The organism is Methylophilus sp. YYY-1 (genome assembly GCF_029132825.1).
Classification (GTDB): domain Bacteria; phylum Pseudomonadota; class Gammaproteobacteria; order Burkholderiales; family Methylophilaceae; genus Methylophilus; species Methylophilus glucosoxydans.
This window is the reverse complement of sequence record NZ_WOVG01000003.1, coordinates 402690-418998: the sequence shown is the minus strand read 5'-3', so window position 1 is coordinate 418998 and position 16309 is coordinate 402690. Positions and strand designations below refer to the sequence as shown.

The following is a 16309-nucleotide window of genomic DNA, read 5'->3' as shown; positions in this document are numbered from 1 at the left end:
AACTACTTTGCGATGTGCGTAAATAAGGAGACGCAAATGTCAATGTCAAAATATAAACAAGCAATCATCTTTGGCAGCCTGTTGGCAACAACAATCACTGTGAATGCCTTTGCGTTCGATTTGGACGAAGTGCAAAACGGCGTACAGCCCTATCAGGAAGAGTTTAAGGCCTTGGACAAGAATGGCAACAGCACCTTGACCTGGGCAGAAATACAGCAAGACAAAAACGTAAAGAAAAAAGATTTCAAAGCGTTTGACCACGACAATGATGGCACTTTGAGCTATGAAGAATTTGCAGAGCTTAAGACACAGACCAGCCAGAAAGCCATTAAAGGTGCCATGTCTGACAGCTGGATCACCACCAAAGTCAAAGCCAAACTGCTCGAGGAAGAATCCTTGAAGTCACTCAAGATCAGCGTGGAAACTCATAAAGGCGAAGTATTGCTGAGTGGATTTGTCGGAGATGCCTCTCTCAAAGCCAAGGCTGAAGAGTTGGTGACTGGCGTAGAGGGCGTTAAATCTGTGAAAAACGCTATTGTGGTGAAAGGTTAACTCACACCCCCTCGCAAGCTACATATCCTCTCCCAATGATGTAGCTTGCTTTTTTTGTTTGGCGGGTTGTCCTACAAGTAGTTGTTAGATTCATCCTCTTTGCAGCTTGGACAACTCGCCCTCTTAATCACGTGTACAAATGAAAGGAAACATCATGAAAGTGAATCGTTATCTGACTATGAGTGCTTTAGTAACTTTAATGGGCCTTGCCAGCACCCATGCGCTGGCACAAGGCGAACCGATGTATAAATTTTTGCCTAGCGAAACGGTGGTCGACAATGTGAAAACCCTGTTGCAGAGCCATGGCGTAGATGCTTCAGCAATTGAAGTGAATTCTGACACCCATGGTGTGGTTCAACTGAGCGGTCAGGTTGCTTCCAAAGAGCAGGTTGAAACGGTGACTAATCTGGCCAAACAGGCTGAAGGCGTGTATGCCGTTCTGGGCGAGTTGCGCTATACCACAGGTGAAGTGGTGCCAGCCCCTGCGCCCGCAGGCATGGATACAGTGATGGATACCCCACCTGCACCTGGCAGCGCTGTTGAGCAGATGGATGCCCAATGAACTGATGGACAAGGCCATGCGGTGGTATCAGAGATGTCCCGGCAGGAGTTATTGATGCTGGGGCATCACATGTCTACCGGATTCGTACTCGGCCTGGTTGGCTTGTCGGATGAACAGTAACTGATCGGTGGCAAAACCCAATTCTTTGGCTTTGGCCATCAAATGTTGTTTGATCGGGTAGGGGAGTTGTGGTGTGCGGGAGAGTATCCATAAGTAGTCTCTGCCACTGCTAACCAAGGCATAGTTGTAATAAGGCTTATCGATTTCGAGGATGGTGTAATCACCATAAAAAGGGCCGAAGAATGACACCTTGAGTTTGCCGGTACGGCTGCCGTCAGGATTGGCCGGATCGACAAATTTGGCCTTGCCGGTAGCGACACTCCAGTCGTTTTTCTGGGGATCGAAGCCACGGTTCACTACCTTGAGCGTGCCATCCGCTTCGATGGTGTAATTGGCCGTGACTTGCTCCAAGCCTTTTTCAAATCGGTTGTCCAGTCTGGCAATTTCATACCAGGTTCCGGTGTATTGGTTAGGGTCAAAGCTGCGGACAATGGATTGCTCGGCCTGGCTGGGCATCGGCGCTGAGCAGCTGATGAGACAAGTTGACACGATGCAAATGCAAAAGAGGCTGAGACGGCTATTTAACATAACAATATAGTCAATAAACAATATATGGTTTTTCAAAGACCATTTAAAATAGCATAAATTCAAACAAGGGATACAACATGAAAAAATTGATTTGGGGTGTGTTGTTCATATGCGCAACACCAGTCATGGCAGATAATCTGGAAACAGGTCTTGGCGGCGGCCTGGGCGCTGCAGCCGGGACTGCAGTAGGTAGCGTGTTAGGCGGCTCTACCGGTGAGGTCATCGGTGGCGCTGTCGGCGGTGGTCTGGGAGGCGCGGCGACCACAGGCCGTGCGGGACGGACCGGTGCCATTTTGGGTGGGGCTGCGGGCGGTGCCACCGGGGCAATGGTTGGGCGTAAAGTGAGCGGTACTACCACAGGCGCTGTGGTCGGCGCCGGTGTTGGCGGTGCAGGCGGTGCAGTGGTCGGTAAAGTGATAGACGAGCCGGATCCCTATGCAGGGCGTGGCTATGGCAAACGACACAAAGGTCCGCGCCATCACCACAAGCACAGACACCATGATCACGATTAAGACTGCTGATTAAGCGCGCGTGTCGTACAAGTGTCTATTTGATCCTCTTCCCTTTTTCATTGAATGGAGCATGACATGAAAACATGGATGATTGCTGTCAGTTTGCTGATTGCCAGCAACCCCAGTTGGGCGCAAAGCTGTAATAGCAAAAATGTCGGTGCCAGTGGCGTCGGTGGCTTGGCTGGTTCAGCCATTGGTGCCGTGATGCTGGGGCCCGCGGGTGAAGTGCTCGGGGGCGCCGTAGGTGGTGCCGTGGGGAGTGTGGTCGCCAATGGCGGCAAAGCACAGCCTGCGACGATGTTGGGGGGTGCCGTGGGCGGGGCCGGCGGTGCAATCCTGGGGCGTGGTTTGGGTGGTGGCAGGTTGCTCGCGGTGATTGGTGCCGGTTTAGGCAGTGCAGGCGGCGCTTGCGTGGCTCAGCAAAGTGGAGCCACAAAAACACATCACGTCTCACACACGAAAAAACAGACTGCCAATAACGCCACTGCCAAAGCACAAAAATTGCTCGGTAGTTAAATCCAGGCTTGGGGGCAGCTTGAGTTTCAAGTTGCCCGGCTTTCACACAACAGGATTTAAAATTGCCAGTTTGCTAATGCCAGTGCTTGCTGGCAGTTAATGCGCCGCCAGCTTGAGGCCGATAATGCCGGCCATAATCATGCACAAGCTGAAGATGCGCAATGGAGATACCGGTTCATTAAATAGCCAGATGCCGCCGATCACAGTACCGACAGCCCCAATGCCAACCCAGACGGCATAAGCCGTGCCGACAGGCAGCTGCTTGACACAGACGCCCAAAAGCCAGACGCTGATGACCATGGTCACGATGGTCCAGAACGAGGGCCAAAACTTGGTGAATCCCTCGGTATACTTCAAACCGATAGCCCAGGCGGTCTCAAACAATCCCGCAATTATCAGCACTAACCAGATCATGAAGGTCCTTTGTTGATCGTTCAGGATTGAACGGCAATTAAATCCACGTCGGTGAGCCAGCGCCATTCCCCCACTGCCAGAGTCTCTGGTAGCGCCAGTTGGCCAATTTTAATGCGTTTCAAGGCTTCTACGCGGTTGCCGATGGCGGCGATCATGCGCTTGACCTGATGGTATTTGCCTTCTGCCAGCGTGAGGTGTATCACGGTCTCTGTGATCTGTGTGGCGGCCAAGGCAGCAATCGTTTCGTCTTCATCAATCAGTTGCACGCCTGCCAACAGGTGCTGCATATCGGCAGTGCTCAAAGCGTGTTTGCAAGTCACCTCGTATACCTTGGGTACATGGTGTTTGGGCGAACTGACTTTGTGTATAAACTGACCATCGTCTGACAGCAAAATCAGGCCGGTGGTATCTTCATCTAGCCGTCCGATACACTGAACGCCGCGTTCAACCAGTGGGCTGGGCAGCAGCGTATAGATGGTCGGGTGAAATTGGGTTTTATGCGTACATTCATAATGCGCCGGTTTGTGCATCATCAGGTAACTATGCTCGCGGTATTGCCAGGGCTCACCTTCCACCGTGAAGTGCAGGCTGTTGTCGAGCGCAAACTTGGCGTCCGGGTCATCACAGGGTTCACCATTGACGGTGACTGCATCGTTAACAATTAAAATGCGGCACATTTTGCGTGTGCCAAAGCCCTGCCGGTGCAAGATACGTTCTAAATCAAGTGTTTTTGCCATGCAGGAATTATACGTGAATGGTGCGCAGCTTTGGGCTGGGCGCGTATTTGTGGATGGATTCCAGGCAAAAATCAGCCAGCCGCGCAATTCACGTATAATTCCTGCATGGCTTTTAAACATATTACCTCCCGCGATAACCCTGTCTTCAAGCAATTGCGCAAGCTGGCCGACCAGTCGCGTGAGCGCAAAAAAACGGCGTCTACCCTTTTGGAGGGCGTGCATTTGATTGAAGCCTACCATCAGGTCTATGGTGAACCCAGGCTGCTGATTATCCCTGAAGGGCATAGTAATGACGAGGCGACGGCCTTGATACAGCAGTTGACGGATGTGGATACCATGCTGTTGCCTACGTTGATGTTTGCCGAGTTGGCGCCAGTGGCATCCAGTAGTGGTGTGATGGCCTTGGTGGATATTCCTGCTGCGACGCTGCCCGCGCACTGTGATTTTGCACTGGTGATAGAAGATATCCAGGATCCGGGTAATTTGGGCAGCATCTTGCGGACGGCCGCGGCCGCAGGCGTGCAGGCCGCCTATCTGACTAAAGGTTGTACCGATGCCTGGTCGCCCAAAGCGCTCAGAGGCGGGCAGGGGGCACAGTTTATTTTACCGCTGATGGAAAGCGTGGATGCGCTCGAGGTGATTGCGGGCTTTTCCGGCAAAACCCTTGCTTTGACCATGCAGGGCGCCAGCTTGTATCAGCAAGGGCTGCAAGAGCCCGTCTTGTTTGTGGTGGGCAACGAAGGGGCTGGGATTTCTGCTGCGCTGCAAGCCGCGGTTGAGACCTGTGTCACCATTCCGATGGCACATCAGGGCACACTGGCCCTGGAGTCTTTGAATGCGGCCGCAGCCACCGCGATTGCGTTATTTGAATGCCAGCGCCAACGCGGACTGGGCACATAGCCGCAGATTAGTGTTTGATGCCAAGCGAGTTGTCTGCCTCAAACAAGGCGAGCGCTTCTTCTTCATCAACCACATAGTGTTTGTGGCAAAAGTCACATTGAATCTCAATGCTGCCTTGCTCCTGCAAAATGCTTTGCACTTCTTCCAGACCCAGCATTTGCAGCATATTGCTGACATTGGCTTGCGAGCAACTACAAAACGCCTGCACTTCGCGCCCGCTAAATAACCGTACATCTTCTTCCACAAACAACCGCTGCAAGAGGGTGACCGCTTCCAGATCCAACAGCTCCGGGGCCGTGACAGTACCCGCCAGATGTTGCACACGGTTCCAGCAGTCCAGATCACTTTCTTGCTGCTGCGGCAATTTTTGCAACAGCAGGCCAGCCGCGCGGTTTCCCTCCGCGGTCAGCCATAGGCGGGTGTCAATCTGTTGAGAGCGCAGCATGTAGTTTTCAAGCATGCTGGCTATGCTGTCACCTTCTAGCGGCACAATGCCCTGATAAGGCTCGCCCGTTTCAGGCATCAGGGTAATCACCAGCTGGCCTTGTGCGAGCCAGTCTATTAAATGTGGGCCATTGAGTTCGCCACTGATCTTGGCTGTCGCGCGGATATTTAAAGCAGAAGTGCATTCAACCACCAATAACTGCAAGGCGCCTTTACTTTGCAATTGCAAAATCAGTTTCCCTTGCATTTTGAGGGTAGAGGTCAGCAACACACTGGCTGCCGCAAACTCACCAATCACGCTTTTGAGCGCATCAGGCAGGCTCTGATGCTCAAGCGCAGTGAACAGGCTTTGATTGAGCTGAACAAAATTACCGCGCACGGCGGACTGTTCAAAAATAAAAGGGTGCAGTTGGTCTGGACGTTGTGCATTTTTCATGTGCGCTATTTTAACATTGAAGCTTGGCGTCGCTGACACCCGCAATAAAAAAGCCCGCACAGTGGCGGGCTAAAATCACATGCATGCTAGATCAGAAATGATAGTTCAAGGTCGCACGGGCGTTTAAAGGCGCACCGGGCGTAATGTTATTGTTGTTGTGCGCAAACAGGGCATAGTCTTTGTTAGTCAGGTTCTCGATATTGATTTGCGCATCCCACTGCGGGCTTAACTTGGCAAAAATCGCTGCATCAAAACGCGTGTAACCAGGCAGCAGCGTGCTTTGGCTAGCCGTTGGGGTGGCCGCATACATTTCTGAGCGGCTGACCATGCCCAACGCGACGGCCCACATGTCATTGATCTGGTATTTATTCCACAATGAGAAGGTGCGGGTGGGTGTCATTGCCAGATTGCTGCCAGCCAGGATCGCACTGTTGCCTGCGCCTTGCTGTTTGGTGATTTCGCCTTCTTGCAACGTGAATGCGCCCATGACCTGCCATTGGTCAGTCACCTTGCCGCTCAGGCCAACTTCCAGACCTTTGGTTTCCTGGCCGTCAAGCAGAATAGAGTTACCTGTATTTGTAGGGTCTGCGGCCAAAACATTTTCTCTTTCAAGTTGAAAAATGGCGGCAGTCAATGCCAGATTGGGGTTGATATCCCATTTTGCGCCGACTTCTTTATTAATGAATTTTTCAGGCTTGAAGCTTTGAGTGCTCACGGTAAGACCAATCAACTGATCCCCAGCGCGCGGCACATATGAGGTGCTGTAGCTTGCATATAGCGAGCTATCCGTCGTAGGTTTGTAAATCAGCCCGGCTCGCGGTGAAAGCAGATTATTTGTGACATTGATATTAGCAAAGTTACCTGTTCGCAAGTCGGTGTAATTTGTTTCCAAATGATCATGTCTTAAGCCCAGGACTGCCTGCCATTTGGGGTTGAAAACGATTTGATCCTGCAAGTATATGGCGGCAACGGTAAAGTCACTTTTCTGATTGCGGCTGGTTGCATTAAAGGCTACATTGGAAACTGTAGGGTTATCGGCCGAGACGCTGCCAGTTAAGTTTTCACTCGTTCCCTGAGTGAGTCGCTTATTTGTCGTATCTTGTGCAGCAAGCTCTGTCCCAGCCAGCAACTTATGTTCTACATTTCCAGTTTTGGCTGTATAGGTAATATCAGTTTGGTTAATCAGGTTCTCACGTTTTGTCTCATCTCGATAAGCGCCTAATTGCAGGGTATTGGCGGTTGTCACACTGCTATTTGCATAAACGTTTTGATAATACTTATCGTAGTAGGCCAAACGGGTACTGTTTTTGACCTGCACGCCGTTATCAAAGGCATGGCTGATGGCAGCATTAAAGGCGACAGTTTCTGTTTCGGTCGGGCTTAATTTTGCGTTACCAAAAAACTTGTCATAATCCTTGATGCGATAAGGACGATTATTCAGGTTGCTGTTGTCCCCACCGATAAAAGACGGTATGCCTCTATCCGCAGTGCGTTCGTCTTTAAAGTATTCGGCACTTAAAACAATCTCGGTTTTATCCCCCGGCTTGATCGTAAAGGTCGGTGTCATGCCGTAGCGTTTTAATTCCACGCCATCACGGTAAGAGTTGGAGTTTTCATACACCGCATTGAGTCTGAATGCTAATTCTTCTGACAACCCTTGACCATAATCAGCGGTGATCCGGCGGTGATCGAAACTGCCGTAGCTCACGCTCAGGTCTCTGACGGGATCCCAGCCGGCTTTTTTGCTGACGCGGTTCACGACACCGCCTGCGCCGCCGCGGCCAAAAATCATGCCGTTAGGGCCTTTAAGCACCTCGATACGGTCAGTGTTATATAAGTCGCGGTAAGTCTGAATGTCATCGCGCAGGCCGTCTACAAACAAGTCACCCGTAGTCTGGTTGCCACGTAATACAAGCTGGTCACGGTTACCTTCACCTTGTGCCGCTTGCACACCAGGCACATAGCGTACAGCATCAGCGATGCTTTGCATGGACTGGTCTTGCATAAAGTCGCGCGTAATCACGGTAATGGCTTGCGGTACGTTGACCAGCTCGGTATCGGTTCTGGTCGCGGAGGTGGAGCGCTTTGCGTTGTAACCCTTGACCGGTTTGGTGTCACTCTGTTTCTCTGCCTTGACCTCGACCTCTTGTAACTCGACGGTTTCGCGCTCACTGGCGCCTAACGCGGTCATGGATAACAGTGCGCTACTAAAAAACAGCCCGATCGAGAGCAGCGTTGGACGAGGTCTGAACGGATTTTCTTGGGTATTTTTAATCGTCATAAAATTAATATCCTCTCAATGATTGTCGCGAATATTAACTTAGTTGATAATGGTTATCAATAAATTTTGTAAGTTTTGTCAGCAAATCACGGGATAAGCGTGAGTACTAGTCGCTAGCAAGCTGGCCGAGTTGCCAATGGGCCATTGCCCATTGCCACAGCGCAGGCAAGTTTGAAAAAGTGGGAACCGGTTGCGGTAAATAGGGTAGAAAGTTGAAGGCGGCAACGAGCGTGGCCAGGATATTGTCGAGCGGCAAAGCGGTTGCCAGGGTTTGTTTGCTGAGTTTTTGCCCTTGGTCGTTCAATACCAGCGGGATATGGGCATACGCTGGGGTGGCATAGCCCAAGCACTGTTGCAGATAGATCTGCCGCGTGGTGGACTGCAGCAGGTCAGCACCGCGCACCACATGGGTCACGCCTTGCAAAGCATCATCAACGACCACGGCTAACTGGTAGCTGAACAGACCATCGGCACGCTTGATCACAAAGTCACCGATGTCTCTGGCGATGGCATGTTGCTGCCAGCCGACAACTCTATCGGCAAAGCCGATATTGATAGCAGGCGTTTTCAAGCGCCAGGCAGCTGGTGTGTCTGGTTTAATGGGATGTTGCAGGCAAGTGCCAGGATAAATGGCACCTTCAATGCCCAGTTGTGTTGAGCTGTCGGCAATCTCCTTGCGCGAGCAGCTGCAAGGGTATGCCAGGCCCCGGTGGCGTAACTGCGCCAGGGCCTGCTCATAGTGCTCGGTGCGTTCACTTTGGTAGACGATTTTCTCATCCCAAACAAAGCCATAATGCTGCAGGGTGCGAATCATGTCTGCGCTGGCGCCGGCTACGCGGCGGGTGGTGTCTACATCTTCTATACGCAGCAGCCAGCGGCCGCCCTGGCTTTTAGCATCGCAGTAACTGGCGACGGCGGCGACCAGTGAGCCAAAATGCAAGGGACCGGTAGGCGAAGGGGCAAAGCGGCCAACCACCATGGCGTTTTACTGGGTGACGTAAGGCGGAATATGCCAGGCCACCAATTGGCCGCCCCGCAATTGCAGATGACAGGCCATGCGCTCAATGCCCTGGCTGGAGACGTCAAAGGTATACGTGCGTTGTAACTGCATACGTCCATTACCATCCCTGGCAAAACCGACGCGGGCGCAAGCCACGGTTTCATCCAGAAACTGCAGATGGCAGCGCTCAGCCAACTGGCGGCCAATCTTGAGCGCGATCTCACGTTTCGAAATCGTATCCATCCAATACCATGCGCCCGCCATCAAAATGGCTAATAAGGCCCATTCAGCCATCGTTGTTCTCCTTTAAGACGATTATCTTTTTCAGTGTATGATGACCAATAATCCGTTTCATATTCATTTCATTCTTATTTAGTGTTGTTAACGATGAATTCAAGCCGCGAAGCAGATGCGATTCAAGCTTATTATAATTTATTGCACAGCAAGGGCGCTGATGCTGCCATCATGGCACAGCGCGACGCGGTGCTGGCTGAGTTAACGCCGCTATTAAAAGACCAAGAGTGCAGCAGCACGGTCTACCGGCAAGCGGTGGACGATTGTCTGGCCGACAAAGAAGCCCAGCGCTGGCCAGAAATCCTGACCATTATCCGCGAGTTTTATCCTTTTTGGCGCGGCGATGTGAAAGCCGTCATGCAATATGCCGATACTGTCGGCTTTGAATTACATCCTATTGGTTGGCAGCCGGCGGTGATTGATTTGCAGTCCGTTTGGCCGGCGTTGCAGTCCGAGAAGTTTGAAACAGCAGAATTATGGCCGCTTAACGGCTACGTCAAAGCGCTCAAATCCATGGAGCACAAGCAGGAGATGGATATTGAACTGCGTACGCGCATGGCAAAGCTCATGTTGTTGCGCTTGCGTGAAGCACCACTCACAGAAAAAAACGCCTACCGCATCACCGCTGACGCAACCCTGCCGCTATTTAATCTCAAAAATACCCGTCACCTATTTTTAAACGCGGTGCGTGAATTTTACTATTTCTGGTCTGCGCATCCTGATGCGGTCGAAATGCTCAAGCAATTGCAACCGGTCGAGATCATATAAGTCTGTCCCTCCTCCGTATTGGCATACGACGATACGGTTATCCACCGCTTTATCCGTGTTTTGTTGACGCAAACTCTCGATGAGTTCGCATGGCATGCCTCATTCATCAGCATTTGAGCATCTTTAAGTACTTTTGTTTAAATATGCCCTAATTTGCACCAATAATGTGCAATGCACTTTTGATTGAGTTATTTTGGGGCGTTTTTGCCGGTGCCCAAACTCCACTCCTTTTAAAATCAATCACTTAAAAATGGCCTGATATTTGCTTGAAACCTGCGCATTTTAAAAAGGCGTGTCTTTCAAACAAAACGCCAATCAATAATTATTGAATTCGGAGAGCGAAATGGAATCATTAGTGACAGCTAATGACGTCCTGTTTGTATTGCTGGGGGCCATCATGGTCTTGGCAATGCATGCCGGTTTTGCCTTTTTGGAGGTCGGCACAGTACGTCAAAAAAATCAGGTGAATGCCCTGGTTAAAATTATGGTGGATTTTTGTGTGTCTACCATTGCCTATTTTTTTATTGGCTATGGCATTGCTTACGGCATCCACTTTTTCAATGGTGCCGGAACACTGACCGTGCAAAACGGTTACGGTCTGGTCAAGTTCTTCTTCTTGCTCACCTTTGCCGCTGCGATTCCTGCCATTATTTCTGGCGGCATTGCTGAGCGCGCCAAATTCAACCCGCAACTGGCAGCAACATTTTTGCTGGTTGGCTTTGTTTATCCGTTTTTTGAAGGCATTGCCTGGAACGCTCATTTTGGGTTTCAGGATTGGCTCAAGGCCAGTTTTGGCGCCAACTTCCATGATTTTGCCGGTTCGGTGGTCGTGCATGCCATGGGCGGCTGGATTGCCTTGCCTGCGGTGATACTGCTGGGCGCACGTAATGGTCGCTATACCAAAGATGGCCGTTTGCATGCCTATCCACCTTCCAATATTCCATTCCTCGCCTTGGGTGCATGGATACTCACTGTAGGCTGGTTCGGTTTTAACGTCATGTCCGCCCAATCCATACAAGGCATTTCCGGCCTGGTAGCGGTCAATTCACTGATGGCGCTGGTGGGCGGCACGCTGGCCGCATTGCTGCTTGGTAAAAATGACCCGGGCTTTGTGCATAATGGCCCGCTGGCTGGTCTGGTGGCCGTCTGTGCCGGTTCTGATGTCATGCACCCACTCGGCGCACTGGTCACTGGCGCAGTCGCTGGCACCTTGTTTGTCTGGGCATTCACCCTCACGCAAACACGCTTCAAAATCGATGATGTGCTTGGTGTCTGGCCGTTGCACGGCTTGTGTGGTGCCTGGGGCGGTATCGCGGCAGGTATCTTCGGTGCGACCAGTCTTGGTGGCATGGGCGGTGTCAGCCTGATGAGCCAGTTGGCAGGTACTGGATTGGGTGTAGTGATCGCGCTAGTGGGCGGAACCATCGTTTACGGCGCATTAAAGAAAATAGTAGGTATCCGCCTGGATGCCGAGTCAGAGTTTGATGGCGCGGATTTGAGCATCCATAAAATCCCGTCGGTGTCTGGGGATTAAGGCCTATCACTTTAGAAATATGTTGATGCTGTTTTAGTGCAGTCATCAACGCTAAGAGGGATGGTGCCGCAGGCAACTCTGCGACGCAGTGTTGACCAAGATGGGCTGTCCCAACCAAACAGATAGAGTACTGGCGTCAAAGCCAGTCATGCGCTGACCGTCAACCTCGATGAGTGGCCGCCGGATCAGCAGTGGTTCGGCGCGCAGCATGGCCAATGCGGTGTCGGCATCCAGGGTGGCCGGATCTATCTCGCCATCCCTGATTTTGGGGGCGGCCGGATTAAACCAGGCGTGCACCGGCAATGAGCCAAAGAATTGCAGCAGGCGCTCACGTGTCCAAGGCTCGGTGAGCAGATTTTTGGCAATCACCATGTGTCCGGCCGCAGCCAGTTGGGCTTTTTGCCGACTGTTGTTGCTGCAACCGGGTTTTTCATAAAACAATATGGTGCTCATCTAGACCTCCTTGCAAGAGTGCGGGGACTTGTTGTTCGATTTCCTGGCGGATGGCCAGCGGCAGAGCCTGCAGCCAGCGTTCGGGGATGGCCTGACTGCCATAGCGGGCACCCGCCAGCATGCCAACAATGGCGCCGGTAGTGTCGGCATCTTCACCCTGGTTGACGGTGCCAATCAGGCAGTCTTCAAAATTGTCAGTGTTGAGAAAAAAATGCAGCACGGTTTGCATCGTGTCAACAATATAGCCGCTGGCCCTGCCCGGATAGGGGTCGAATTTGAATGCAGGGTACTGTTTGACCAGTGCTGCCGCCAGCAAGCGGCAGGCCGCACCACCCTGGCCATTGAACAGTGCATGCGCCATGCTGCCCAGCGTCAGGCAGGCGGCATCGGACAATGGGTGGTGATGAGTGAGGCGCGCTTGTGCCAGCGTGATTTTTTCAAACTGGTCTGGTAGGTGATAGGTGGCGATGGCAATGGGTGCCATGCGCATGGCCGCACCATTGCCGCCTTCGGCTTCTGAAGCCGGGCCTTGCAGCGTACCATGAAGCAAAAAGCGGCGGATGCCGCGACGGCAGGTGTTACCAACATCTATCGGGTGGCTTTTTAGCCAGTCGGCAAAGCCGCGGGCGGCCGTTTCGGCATGCCAGCCATTGTGGCTTAGCCAGGCGCGGCCCAGACACAGCGACATTTCGGTGTCGTCGGTAATCTGACCGGGTTTGAGCTTGAGCCAGCCACCGCCTGTCATGTCGCGATGCTGGCCTCGGCTGGCGATTTCTCTGGCAGTCATAAACTCCACTGGCGCGCCCAGCGCATCGCCGACCGCCATGCCCAGATATGCGCCCAGCGCACGTTGCATGAGGTCAGGCATAGCGGGCCATGACCTCGTATTCGCCACCCAGCGCGATGACTTCTTCCTCGCCGCACAGTGGGCTGTGTTGCAGAAAGCCGGGAAACAGTAACAGTTTGACCAGCGGCACTTCCACCTGCAATATCCAGTCACCAAACTCGTCGGCGCGCTCGCGGTTGCGGGTAAATGACACCAGATTGTTAAGCCGCAGCCTGCACAGCCCGGCACGCAGCCCATGTTGCCCCACGGTCGGTTCTTCGTTGAGGTTCACGCCGCGCCACAGGGTCAGTGTGGGGTGCGAGGTCGGCAAGCCAAAACGCGCAATCACAAACTGACAATACTCGTATAACAAATCAAGCTGCATATGGATGCTGTAGTTATGAAAGCGGCTGCAAAACTTCTCTTCCAGATAGGTGACCCAGGCCGGGGAGGGGAAATGCCTCAGCGGTGCGCGGTGGAAGCTGGGCGTGAGGCCAAAACGACTTTCCACCCAGCCCTTGAGCACCGCCCCCTGCGGGCTGTTGGCATCAAAGCCCCAGCCCTCCAGCAATTTGAGGTAGCTGGGTCTGAAACGGCGCGGGCCTTGTGCTGCGGCTGGTCGCTGCAAATCAAAGGCGATGGCCATATAGTGGGCAAACCTGTCGGCGGCCTCTTCGGCGTTGTGGCTGGCGTGCAGCAAACGAAACAGCCCGCTGTGGGTCTCGCGTGCTCCGGCAATATGCAGGGGCTGCGGGTGACGGTTAAACGCGACCGAGCCCAGCAATCCGGCCGGAAGACCGACCAGGTTGGTGCTGTACCAGTCTTGCGGGCTGTCTTCCGCCTGCATGCCAGCGAGATGCAGCCTTAAACCGGACGGTTTTCATTCGGGTTGCGTACTGGCCCCATCAATTGCAGGCCTTCTTCATAAGTGATTTCCGGATAATTGGCGCTAAAACTCATGGCCTTGGCAATCACTGCATCCAGCTTGGCACCAGTATCCAGTTTTTTCAGGTCATTTTTTTCCAGACGCAACAGTTCCAGCAACTCGTTATACACCGTGGCTTCGTCTATCGGCAGGACATAAAACGTGCTGCCGTTCATCTTGACCGTGTATTTCTTCAGCAGGTCGATGTTGTTGCAGAACACGATGTATTTGCCTTCCGGCAACAACACGTCTTTGAGGGCCTCTACCAGCAGTTCCAGATAGCCAAATGACAACAGGTAACCGGTAAAAAACGGCATGCCGCTTTCGCCTTCCTGCGCATAGGCCATCACCTGGTCGCAGGTGATTTCTGGCGGACGAGCTTCATCGGCCAGTTGGGCGGCAAATTTGATGGCCAGCTCGCCGCGAAAACCAAAGCGGCCCGGCACTTTGGTGGCATCTTTAAACACCGGGTTTTGCAAACGGTGTTCAGCATTGAGTTTGCCGAAAATGGTGGTTTCCATGGTAGTCATACAACAGTTCTCCTTGATAAATTGAAAGTCCATCCGATTCAAGCGCGTGGGCGACACAGCACACAGGCCGTGTTTTGCACGCTCAAGTCTGCTGGTTGCGGATAAAGTCCGCGGTCTTGAAAAAAGCCTGCTCCAGTTGTTGTCTGAGCGCAGGCTGCGTGATCTCGTCTTGCATGGCCAGCCGCATGCATAACATCCAGGCATCGCGTTCTGCCGTGCCTATGCCAAACATGGCATGCCGCTGTCGCAAGCGCGGATGCCCGTGTCGGCTGCTATACACCTTGGGGCCGCCCAGCCATTCGGCTAAAAACAGCACCAGCACGGCTTTGGTTTCTGTCAAGTCGGCCGCATGCATGCCGCGAATGGCCATGGCTTGCGGCTGGCTATTCATATGAAAGTAAAAGCGTTCTACCAGCCGGTTGATGCCTTCCACACCACCGATTTGTGCAAAGTGTGGATTGCTCTGGATCTGTGGAATCGCTTTGTGGCGGCTGGTATCCAGTGTCGGGTTGATAGGGGGCAATGTGGTGCTCATCACAGTCTCGCGGGTTAGGGACAGATAAGCCGGGTTCAGCAAGTGTTGTACCAACCACACGCAAGGCTTTGTCGCAAATGGCATAGAACCAGTCTGCATGCGGCCTGGCGGCCTGTACATATCAAAAATAGTCTGGCATGGCACCGCGTTTTGCGCATGGAGGTCTTTGTTTCATACCCCACGCAGGGCGAGGGCTTTTGTCGGGTTTGCGACAGTGTTAAAAAGCGGGGTGGATGGCGGTCGTTTTTAACAAAAACGCATATAAAACAATCACTTGATTTGATAATTTTGGGTTGGCACGCTCCTTGCGATACACAGGCTACATGGCCGACACCCTCCATCGCCTGATAAGAAAAGTGATTAGGTTGCGATTCGGAATCGGAAGATGGCTGCGTATAGCGACGAATTTTTCATTTAAACCTAAGGAGCTTCATTATGGCTGCATTACGTCAAATTGCATTTTATGGCAAAGGTGGCATCGGCAAGTCCACCACTTCTCAAAACACGCTGGCTGCGTTGGCCGAAATGGGTCAGAAAATCCTCATCGTCGGTTGCGACCCTAAAGCCGACTCCACCCGCCTGATTCTGCACGCAAAAGCACAGGACACCGTGTTATCTCTGGCTGCCGAAGCCGGTTCTGTCGAGGATCTGGAAATCGAAGATGTGATGAAAATCGGTTACCGCGACATCCGTTGCGTGGAATCCGGTGGTCCAGAACCTGGCGTGGGTTGCGCAGGTCGCGGTGTGATTACTTCGATCAACTTCCTCGAGGAAAACGGCGCCTATGACGGCGTGGATTATGTCTCCTACGACGTATTGGGTGACGTGGTGTGTGGTGGTTTCGCCATGCCGATTCGTGAAAACAAGGCACAGGAAATCTACATCGTCATGTCCGGCGAAATGATGGCGATGTATGCCGCCAACAACATTTCCAAAGGCATCCTGAAATACGCCAACTCCGGCGGCGTACGTTTGGGTGGACTGGTATGTAACGAGCGCCAGACTGACAAGGAACTGGAACTGGCAGAAGCCCTGGCAGGCAAACTGGGTACCAAGCTGATCCACTTTGTGCCACGTGACAACGTGGTGCAGCACGCCGAGTTGCGTCGTATGACCGTGCTGGAATACGCCCCGGACTCCAAGCAAGCTGAGGAATATCGTCAACTGGCGCAGAAAGTTCACGCCAACGCCGGTAACGGTACCATCCCGACCCCGATCACCATGGATGAGCTGGAAGACCTGTTGATGGACTTCGGCATCATGAAGAAAGAGGATGAAACACTGATTGGTAAAGCGGCGACTGCAGCTTAATCAGTCTTTGGCAGGGGGCTTTGCCCCTTGCCAACCCCTCCAGAGACGGTTTCAAAAGTTGAGGAGGTTACTTCCGGGCAATTTCAACAATTTTTGAAAAGTTTCTTTTTATCACTGGTTTTTAGTCGAAC

At 52.5% G+C, this 16309-nt stretch carries 20 protein-coding genes; 8 read left to right on the top strand and 12 right to left on the bottom strand.

Going from position 1 to position 16309, the window contains the following annotated elements; translation table 11 throughout:
- Positions 1-36 precede the first annotated feature (36 nt).
- Together GOC95_RS11095 and GOC95_RS11090 are read left to right on the top strand one after the other, a co-directional pair.
- Positions 37-552 (top strand): BON domain-containing protein, encoded by a 516-nt coding sequence (locus GOC95_RS11095; protein WP_275357102.1) that lies wholly within the window; start codon positions 37-39, stop codon positions 550-552.
- Between the two features lie 154 nt (positions 553-706).
- Complete coding sequence (locus GOC95_RS11090) at positions 707-1114, top strand: BON domain-containing protein (protein ID WP_275357101.1); 408 nt, start codon at positions 707-709, stop codon at positions 1112-1114.
- A gap of 48 nt (positions 1115-1162) precedes the next feature.
- On the opposite strand, the gene GOC95_RS11085 is transcribed toward GOC95_RS11090, so the two are convergent.
- Positions 1163-1690, bottom strand: coding sequence for a lipocalin family protein (locus GOC95_RS11085; RefSeq protein ID WP_194747559.1), 528 nt, complete (start codon positions 1688-1690; stop codon positions 1163-1165).
- Positions 1691-1839: 149 nt separating this feature from the next.
- Between GOC95_RS11085 and GOC95_RS11080 the strand changes: the two genes are divergently transcribed.
- Positions 1840-2274, top strand: coding sequence for a glycine zipper domain-containing protein (locus GOC95_RS11080; RefSeq protein WP_275357100.1), 435 nt, complete (start codon positions 1840-1842; stop codon positions 2272-2274).
- A 75-nt stretch (positions 2275-2349) separates the two neighbouring features.
- Positions 2350-2790 (top strand): bacteriocin, encoded by a 441-nt coding sequence (locus tag GOC95_RS11075; RefSeq protein ID WP_275357099.1) that lies wholly within the window; start codon positions 2350-2352, stop codon positions 2788-2790.
- Between the two features lie 96 nt (positions 2791-2886).
- Here the strand turns inward: GOC95_RS11075 and sugE are convergent, their stop codons facing one another.
- The gene (sugE, locus tag GOC95_RS11070; RefSeq protein WP_194747328.1) at positions 2887-3204 is read right to left on the bottom strand and encodes a quaternary ammonium compound efflux SMR transporter SugE; all 318 of its coding nucleotides are present in this window, start codon (positions 3202-3204) and stop codon (positions 2887-2889) included.
- A gap of 20 nt (positions 3205-3224) precedes the next feature.
- On the bottom strand, positions 3225-3941 hold the full coding sequence (locus GOC95_RS11065; RefSeq protein ID WP_275357098.1) for a 16S rRNA pseudouridine(516) synthase: 717 nt from the start codon (positions 3939-3941) through the stop codon (positions 3225-3227).
- Positions 3942-4046: 105 nt separating this feature from the next.
- Here GOC95_RS11065 and GOC95_RS11060 point away from each other — a divergent pair, with 105 nt between their 5' ends.
- The gene (locus GOC95_RS11060; protein WP_275357097.1) at positions 4047-4841 is read left to right on the top strand and encodes an RNA methyltransferase; all 795 of its coding nucleotides are present in this window, start codon (positions 4047-4049) and stop codon (positions 4839-4841) included.
- A gap of 7 nt (positions 4842-4848) precedes the next feature.
- On the opposite strand, the gene GOC95_RS11055 is transcribed toward GOC95_RS11060, so the two are convergent.
- The 4 genes from GOC95_RS11055 to GOC95_RS11040 all read right to left on the bottom strand — a co-directional run bounded on the left by GOC95_RS11055 (position 4849) and on the right by GOC95_RS11040 (position 9296).
- The gene (locus GOC95_RS11055) at positions 4849-5721 is read right to left on the bottom strand and encodes an Hsp33 family molecular chaperone HslO (RefSeq protein ID WP_275357096.1); all 873 of its coding nucleotides are present in this window, start codon (positions 5719-5721) and stop codon (positions 4849-4851) included.
- A gap of 91 nt (positions 5722-5812) precedes the next feature.
- Positions 5813-8002 carry a TonB-dependent siderophore receptor gene (locus GOC95_RS11050; RefSeq protein ID WP_275357095.1) on the bottom strand — a complete coding sequence of 730 codons (2190 nt, stop codon included), beginning with the start codon at positions 8000-8002 and terminating at the stop codon, positions 5813-5815.
- A gap of 106 nt (positions 8003-8108) precedes the next feature.
- A complete protein-coding gene (gluQRS, locus tag GOC95_RS11045) occupies positions 8109-8981 on the bottom strand; it encodes a tRNA glutamyl-Q(34) synthetase GluQRS (protein ID WP_275357094.1) in 873 nt (290 codons plus the stop codon).
- Between the two features lie 6 nt (positions 8982-8987).
- Entirely contained in the window at positions 8988-9296 is a 309-nt protein-coding gene (locus GOC95_RS11040) for a DUF3301 domain-containing protein (protein ID WP_194747322.1), read from the bottom strand.
- Positions 9297-9467: 171 nt separating this feature from the next.
- Between GOC95_RS11040 and GOC95_RS11035 the strand changes: the two genes are divergently transcribed.
- The gene (locus GOC95_RS11035; protein ID WP_275357093.1) at positions 9468-10064 is read left to right on the top strand and encodes a hypothetical protein; all 597 of its coding nucleotides are present in this window, start codon (positions 9468-9470) and stop codon (positions 10062-10064) included.
- Positions 10065-10407: 343 nt separating this feature from the next.
- On the top strand, positions 10408-11598 hold the full coding sequence (locus GOC95_RS11030; protein ID WP_275357092.1) for an ammonium transporter: 1191 nt from the start codon (positions 10408-10410) through the stop codon (positions 11596-11598).
- 51 nt (positions 11599-11649) lie between these two features.
- On the opposite strand, the gene GOC95_RS11025 is transcribed toward GOC95_RS11030, so the two are convergent.
- The 5 genes from GOC95_RS11025 to GOC95_RS11005 form a co-directional block, all read right to left on the bottom strand.
- Positions 11650-12051: an ArsC/Spx/MgsR family protein gene (locus GOC95_RS11025; RefSeq protein ID WP_275357091.1), complete on the bottom strand. Its 402-nt coding sequence runs from the start codon at positions 12049-12051 to the stop codon at positions 11650-11652.
- Positions 12029-12907, bottom strand: a complete 879-nt coding sequence (gene draG / locus GOC95_RS11020; protein ID WP_275357090.1) for an ADP-ribosyl-[dinitrogen reductase] hydrolase — start codon at positions 12905-12907, stop codon at positions 12029-12031. Before draG ends, GOC95_RS11025 begins: the two co-directional genes overlap by 23 nt.
- A 4-nt stretch (positions 12908-12911) precedes the next feature.
- Positions 12912-13724: an NAD(+)--dinitrogen-reductase ADP-D-ribosyltransferase gene (locus GOC95_RS11015; protein ID WP_275357089.1), complete on the bottom strand. Its 813-nt coding sequence runs from the start codon at positions 13722-13724 to the stop codon at positions 12912-12914.
- 17 nt (positions 13725-13741) lie between these two features.
- Positions 13742-14332, bottom strand: a complete 591-nt coding sequence (locus GOC95_RS11010; RefSeq protein ID WP_275357088.1) for a hypothetical protein — start codon at positions 14330-14332, stop codon at positions 13742-13744.
- A gap of 82 nt (positions 14333-14414) precedes the next feature.
- Positions 14415-14951 (bottom strand): group II truncated hemoglobin, encoded by a 537-nt coding sequence (locus tag GOC95_RS11005; protein ID WP_275357087.1) that lies wholly within the window; start codon positions 14949-14951, stop codon positions 14415-14417.
- Between the two features lie 351 nt (positions 14952-15302).
- Here GOC95_RS11005 and nifH point away from each other — a divergent pair, with 351 nt between their 5' ends.
- Positions 15303-16178, top strand: a complete 876-nt coding sequence (gene nifH / locus GOC95_RS11000) for a nitrogenase iron protein (RefSeq protein WP_228518672.1) — start codon at positions 15303-15305, stop codon at positions 16176-16178.
- Positions 16179-16309 lie beyond the last annotated feature (131 nt).

Bases quoted from the DNA above. Each gene is read 5' to 3' on its own strand.
- GOC95_RS11080 (WP_275357100.1), top strand. From the start codon at position 1,840: ATGAAAAAATTGATTTGGGGTGTGTTGTTCATATGCGCAACACCAGTC.
- GOC95_RS11090 (WP_275357101.1), top strand. From the start codon at position 707: ATGAAAGTGAATCGTTATCTGACTATGAGTGCTTTAGTAACTTTAATG.
- GOC95_RS11040 (WP_194747322.1), bottom strand. From the start codon at position 9,296: ATGGCTGAATGGGCCTTATTAGCCATTTTGATGGCGGGCGCATGGTAT.
- GOC95_RS11025 (WP_275357091.1), bottom strand. From the start codon at position 12,051: ATGAGCACCATATTGTTTTATGAAAAACCCGGTTGCAGCAACAACAGT.
- GOC95_RS11030 (WP_275357092.1), top strand. From the start codon at position 10,408: ATGGAATCATTAGTGACAGCTAATGACGTCCTGTTTGTATTGCTGGGG.
- GOC95_RS11015 (WP_275357089.1), bottom strand. From the start codon at position 13,724: ATGCAGGCGGAAGACAGCCCGCAAGACTGGTACAGCACCAACCTGGTC.
- sugE (WP_194747328.1), bottom strand. From the start codon at position 3,204: ATGATCTGGTTAGTGCTGATAATTGCGGGATTGTTTGAGACCGCCTGG.
- GOC95_RS11060 (WP_275357097.1), top strand. From the start codon at position 4,047: ATGGCTTTTAAACATATTACCTCCCGCGATAACCCTGTCTTCAAGCAA.
- GOC95_RS11005 (WP_275357087.1), bottom strand. From the start codon at position 14,951: ATGCCATTTGCGACAAAGCCTTGCGTGTGGTTGGTACAACACTTGCTG.
- GOC95_RS11055 (WP_275357096.1), bottom strand. From the start codon at position 5,721: ATGAAAAATGCACAACGTCCAGACCAACTGCACCCTTTTATTTTTGAA.
- GOC95_RS11065 (WP_275357098.1), bottom strand. From the start codon at position 3,941: ATGGCAAAAACACTTGATTTAGAACGTATCTTGCACCGGCAGGGCTTT.
- GOC95_RS11075 (WP_275357099.1), top strand. From the start codon at position 2,350: ATGAAAACATGGATGATTGCTGTCAGTTTGCTGATTGCCAGCAACCCC.
- draG (WP_275357090.1), bottom strand. From the start codon at position 12,907: ATGCAACGTGCGCTGGGCGCATATCTGGGCATGGCGGTCGGCGATGCG.
- GOC95_RS11010 (WP_275357088.1), bottom strand. From the start codon at position 14,332: ATGACTACCATGGAAACCACCATTTTCGGCAAACTCAATGCTGAACAC.
- GOC95_RS11095 (WP_275357102.1), top strand. From the start codon at position 37: ATGTCAATGTCAAAATATAAACAAGCAATCATCTTTGGCAGCCTGTTG.
- GOC95_RS11085 (WP_194747559.1), bottom strand. From the start codon at position 1,690: ATGCCCAGCCAGGCCGAGCAATCCATTGTCCGCAGCTTTGACCCTAAC.
- GOC95_RS11050 (WP_275357095.1), bottom strand. From the start codon at position 8,002: ATGACGATTAAAAATACCCAAGAAAATCCGTTCAGACCTCGTCCAACG.
- gluQRS (WP_275357094.1), bottom strand. From the start codon at position 8,981: ATGGTGGTTGGCCGCTTTGCCCCTTCGCCTACCGGTCCCTTGCATTTT.
- GOC95_RS11035 (WP_275357093.1), top strand. From the start codon at position 9,468: ATGGCACAGCGCGACGCGGTGCTGGCTGAGTTAACGCCGCTATTAAAA.
- nifH (WP_228518672.1), top strand. From the start codon at position 15,303: ATGGCTGCATTACGTCAAATTGCATTTTATGGCAAAGGTGGCATCGGC.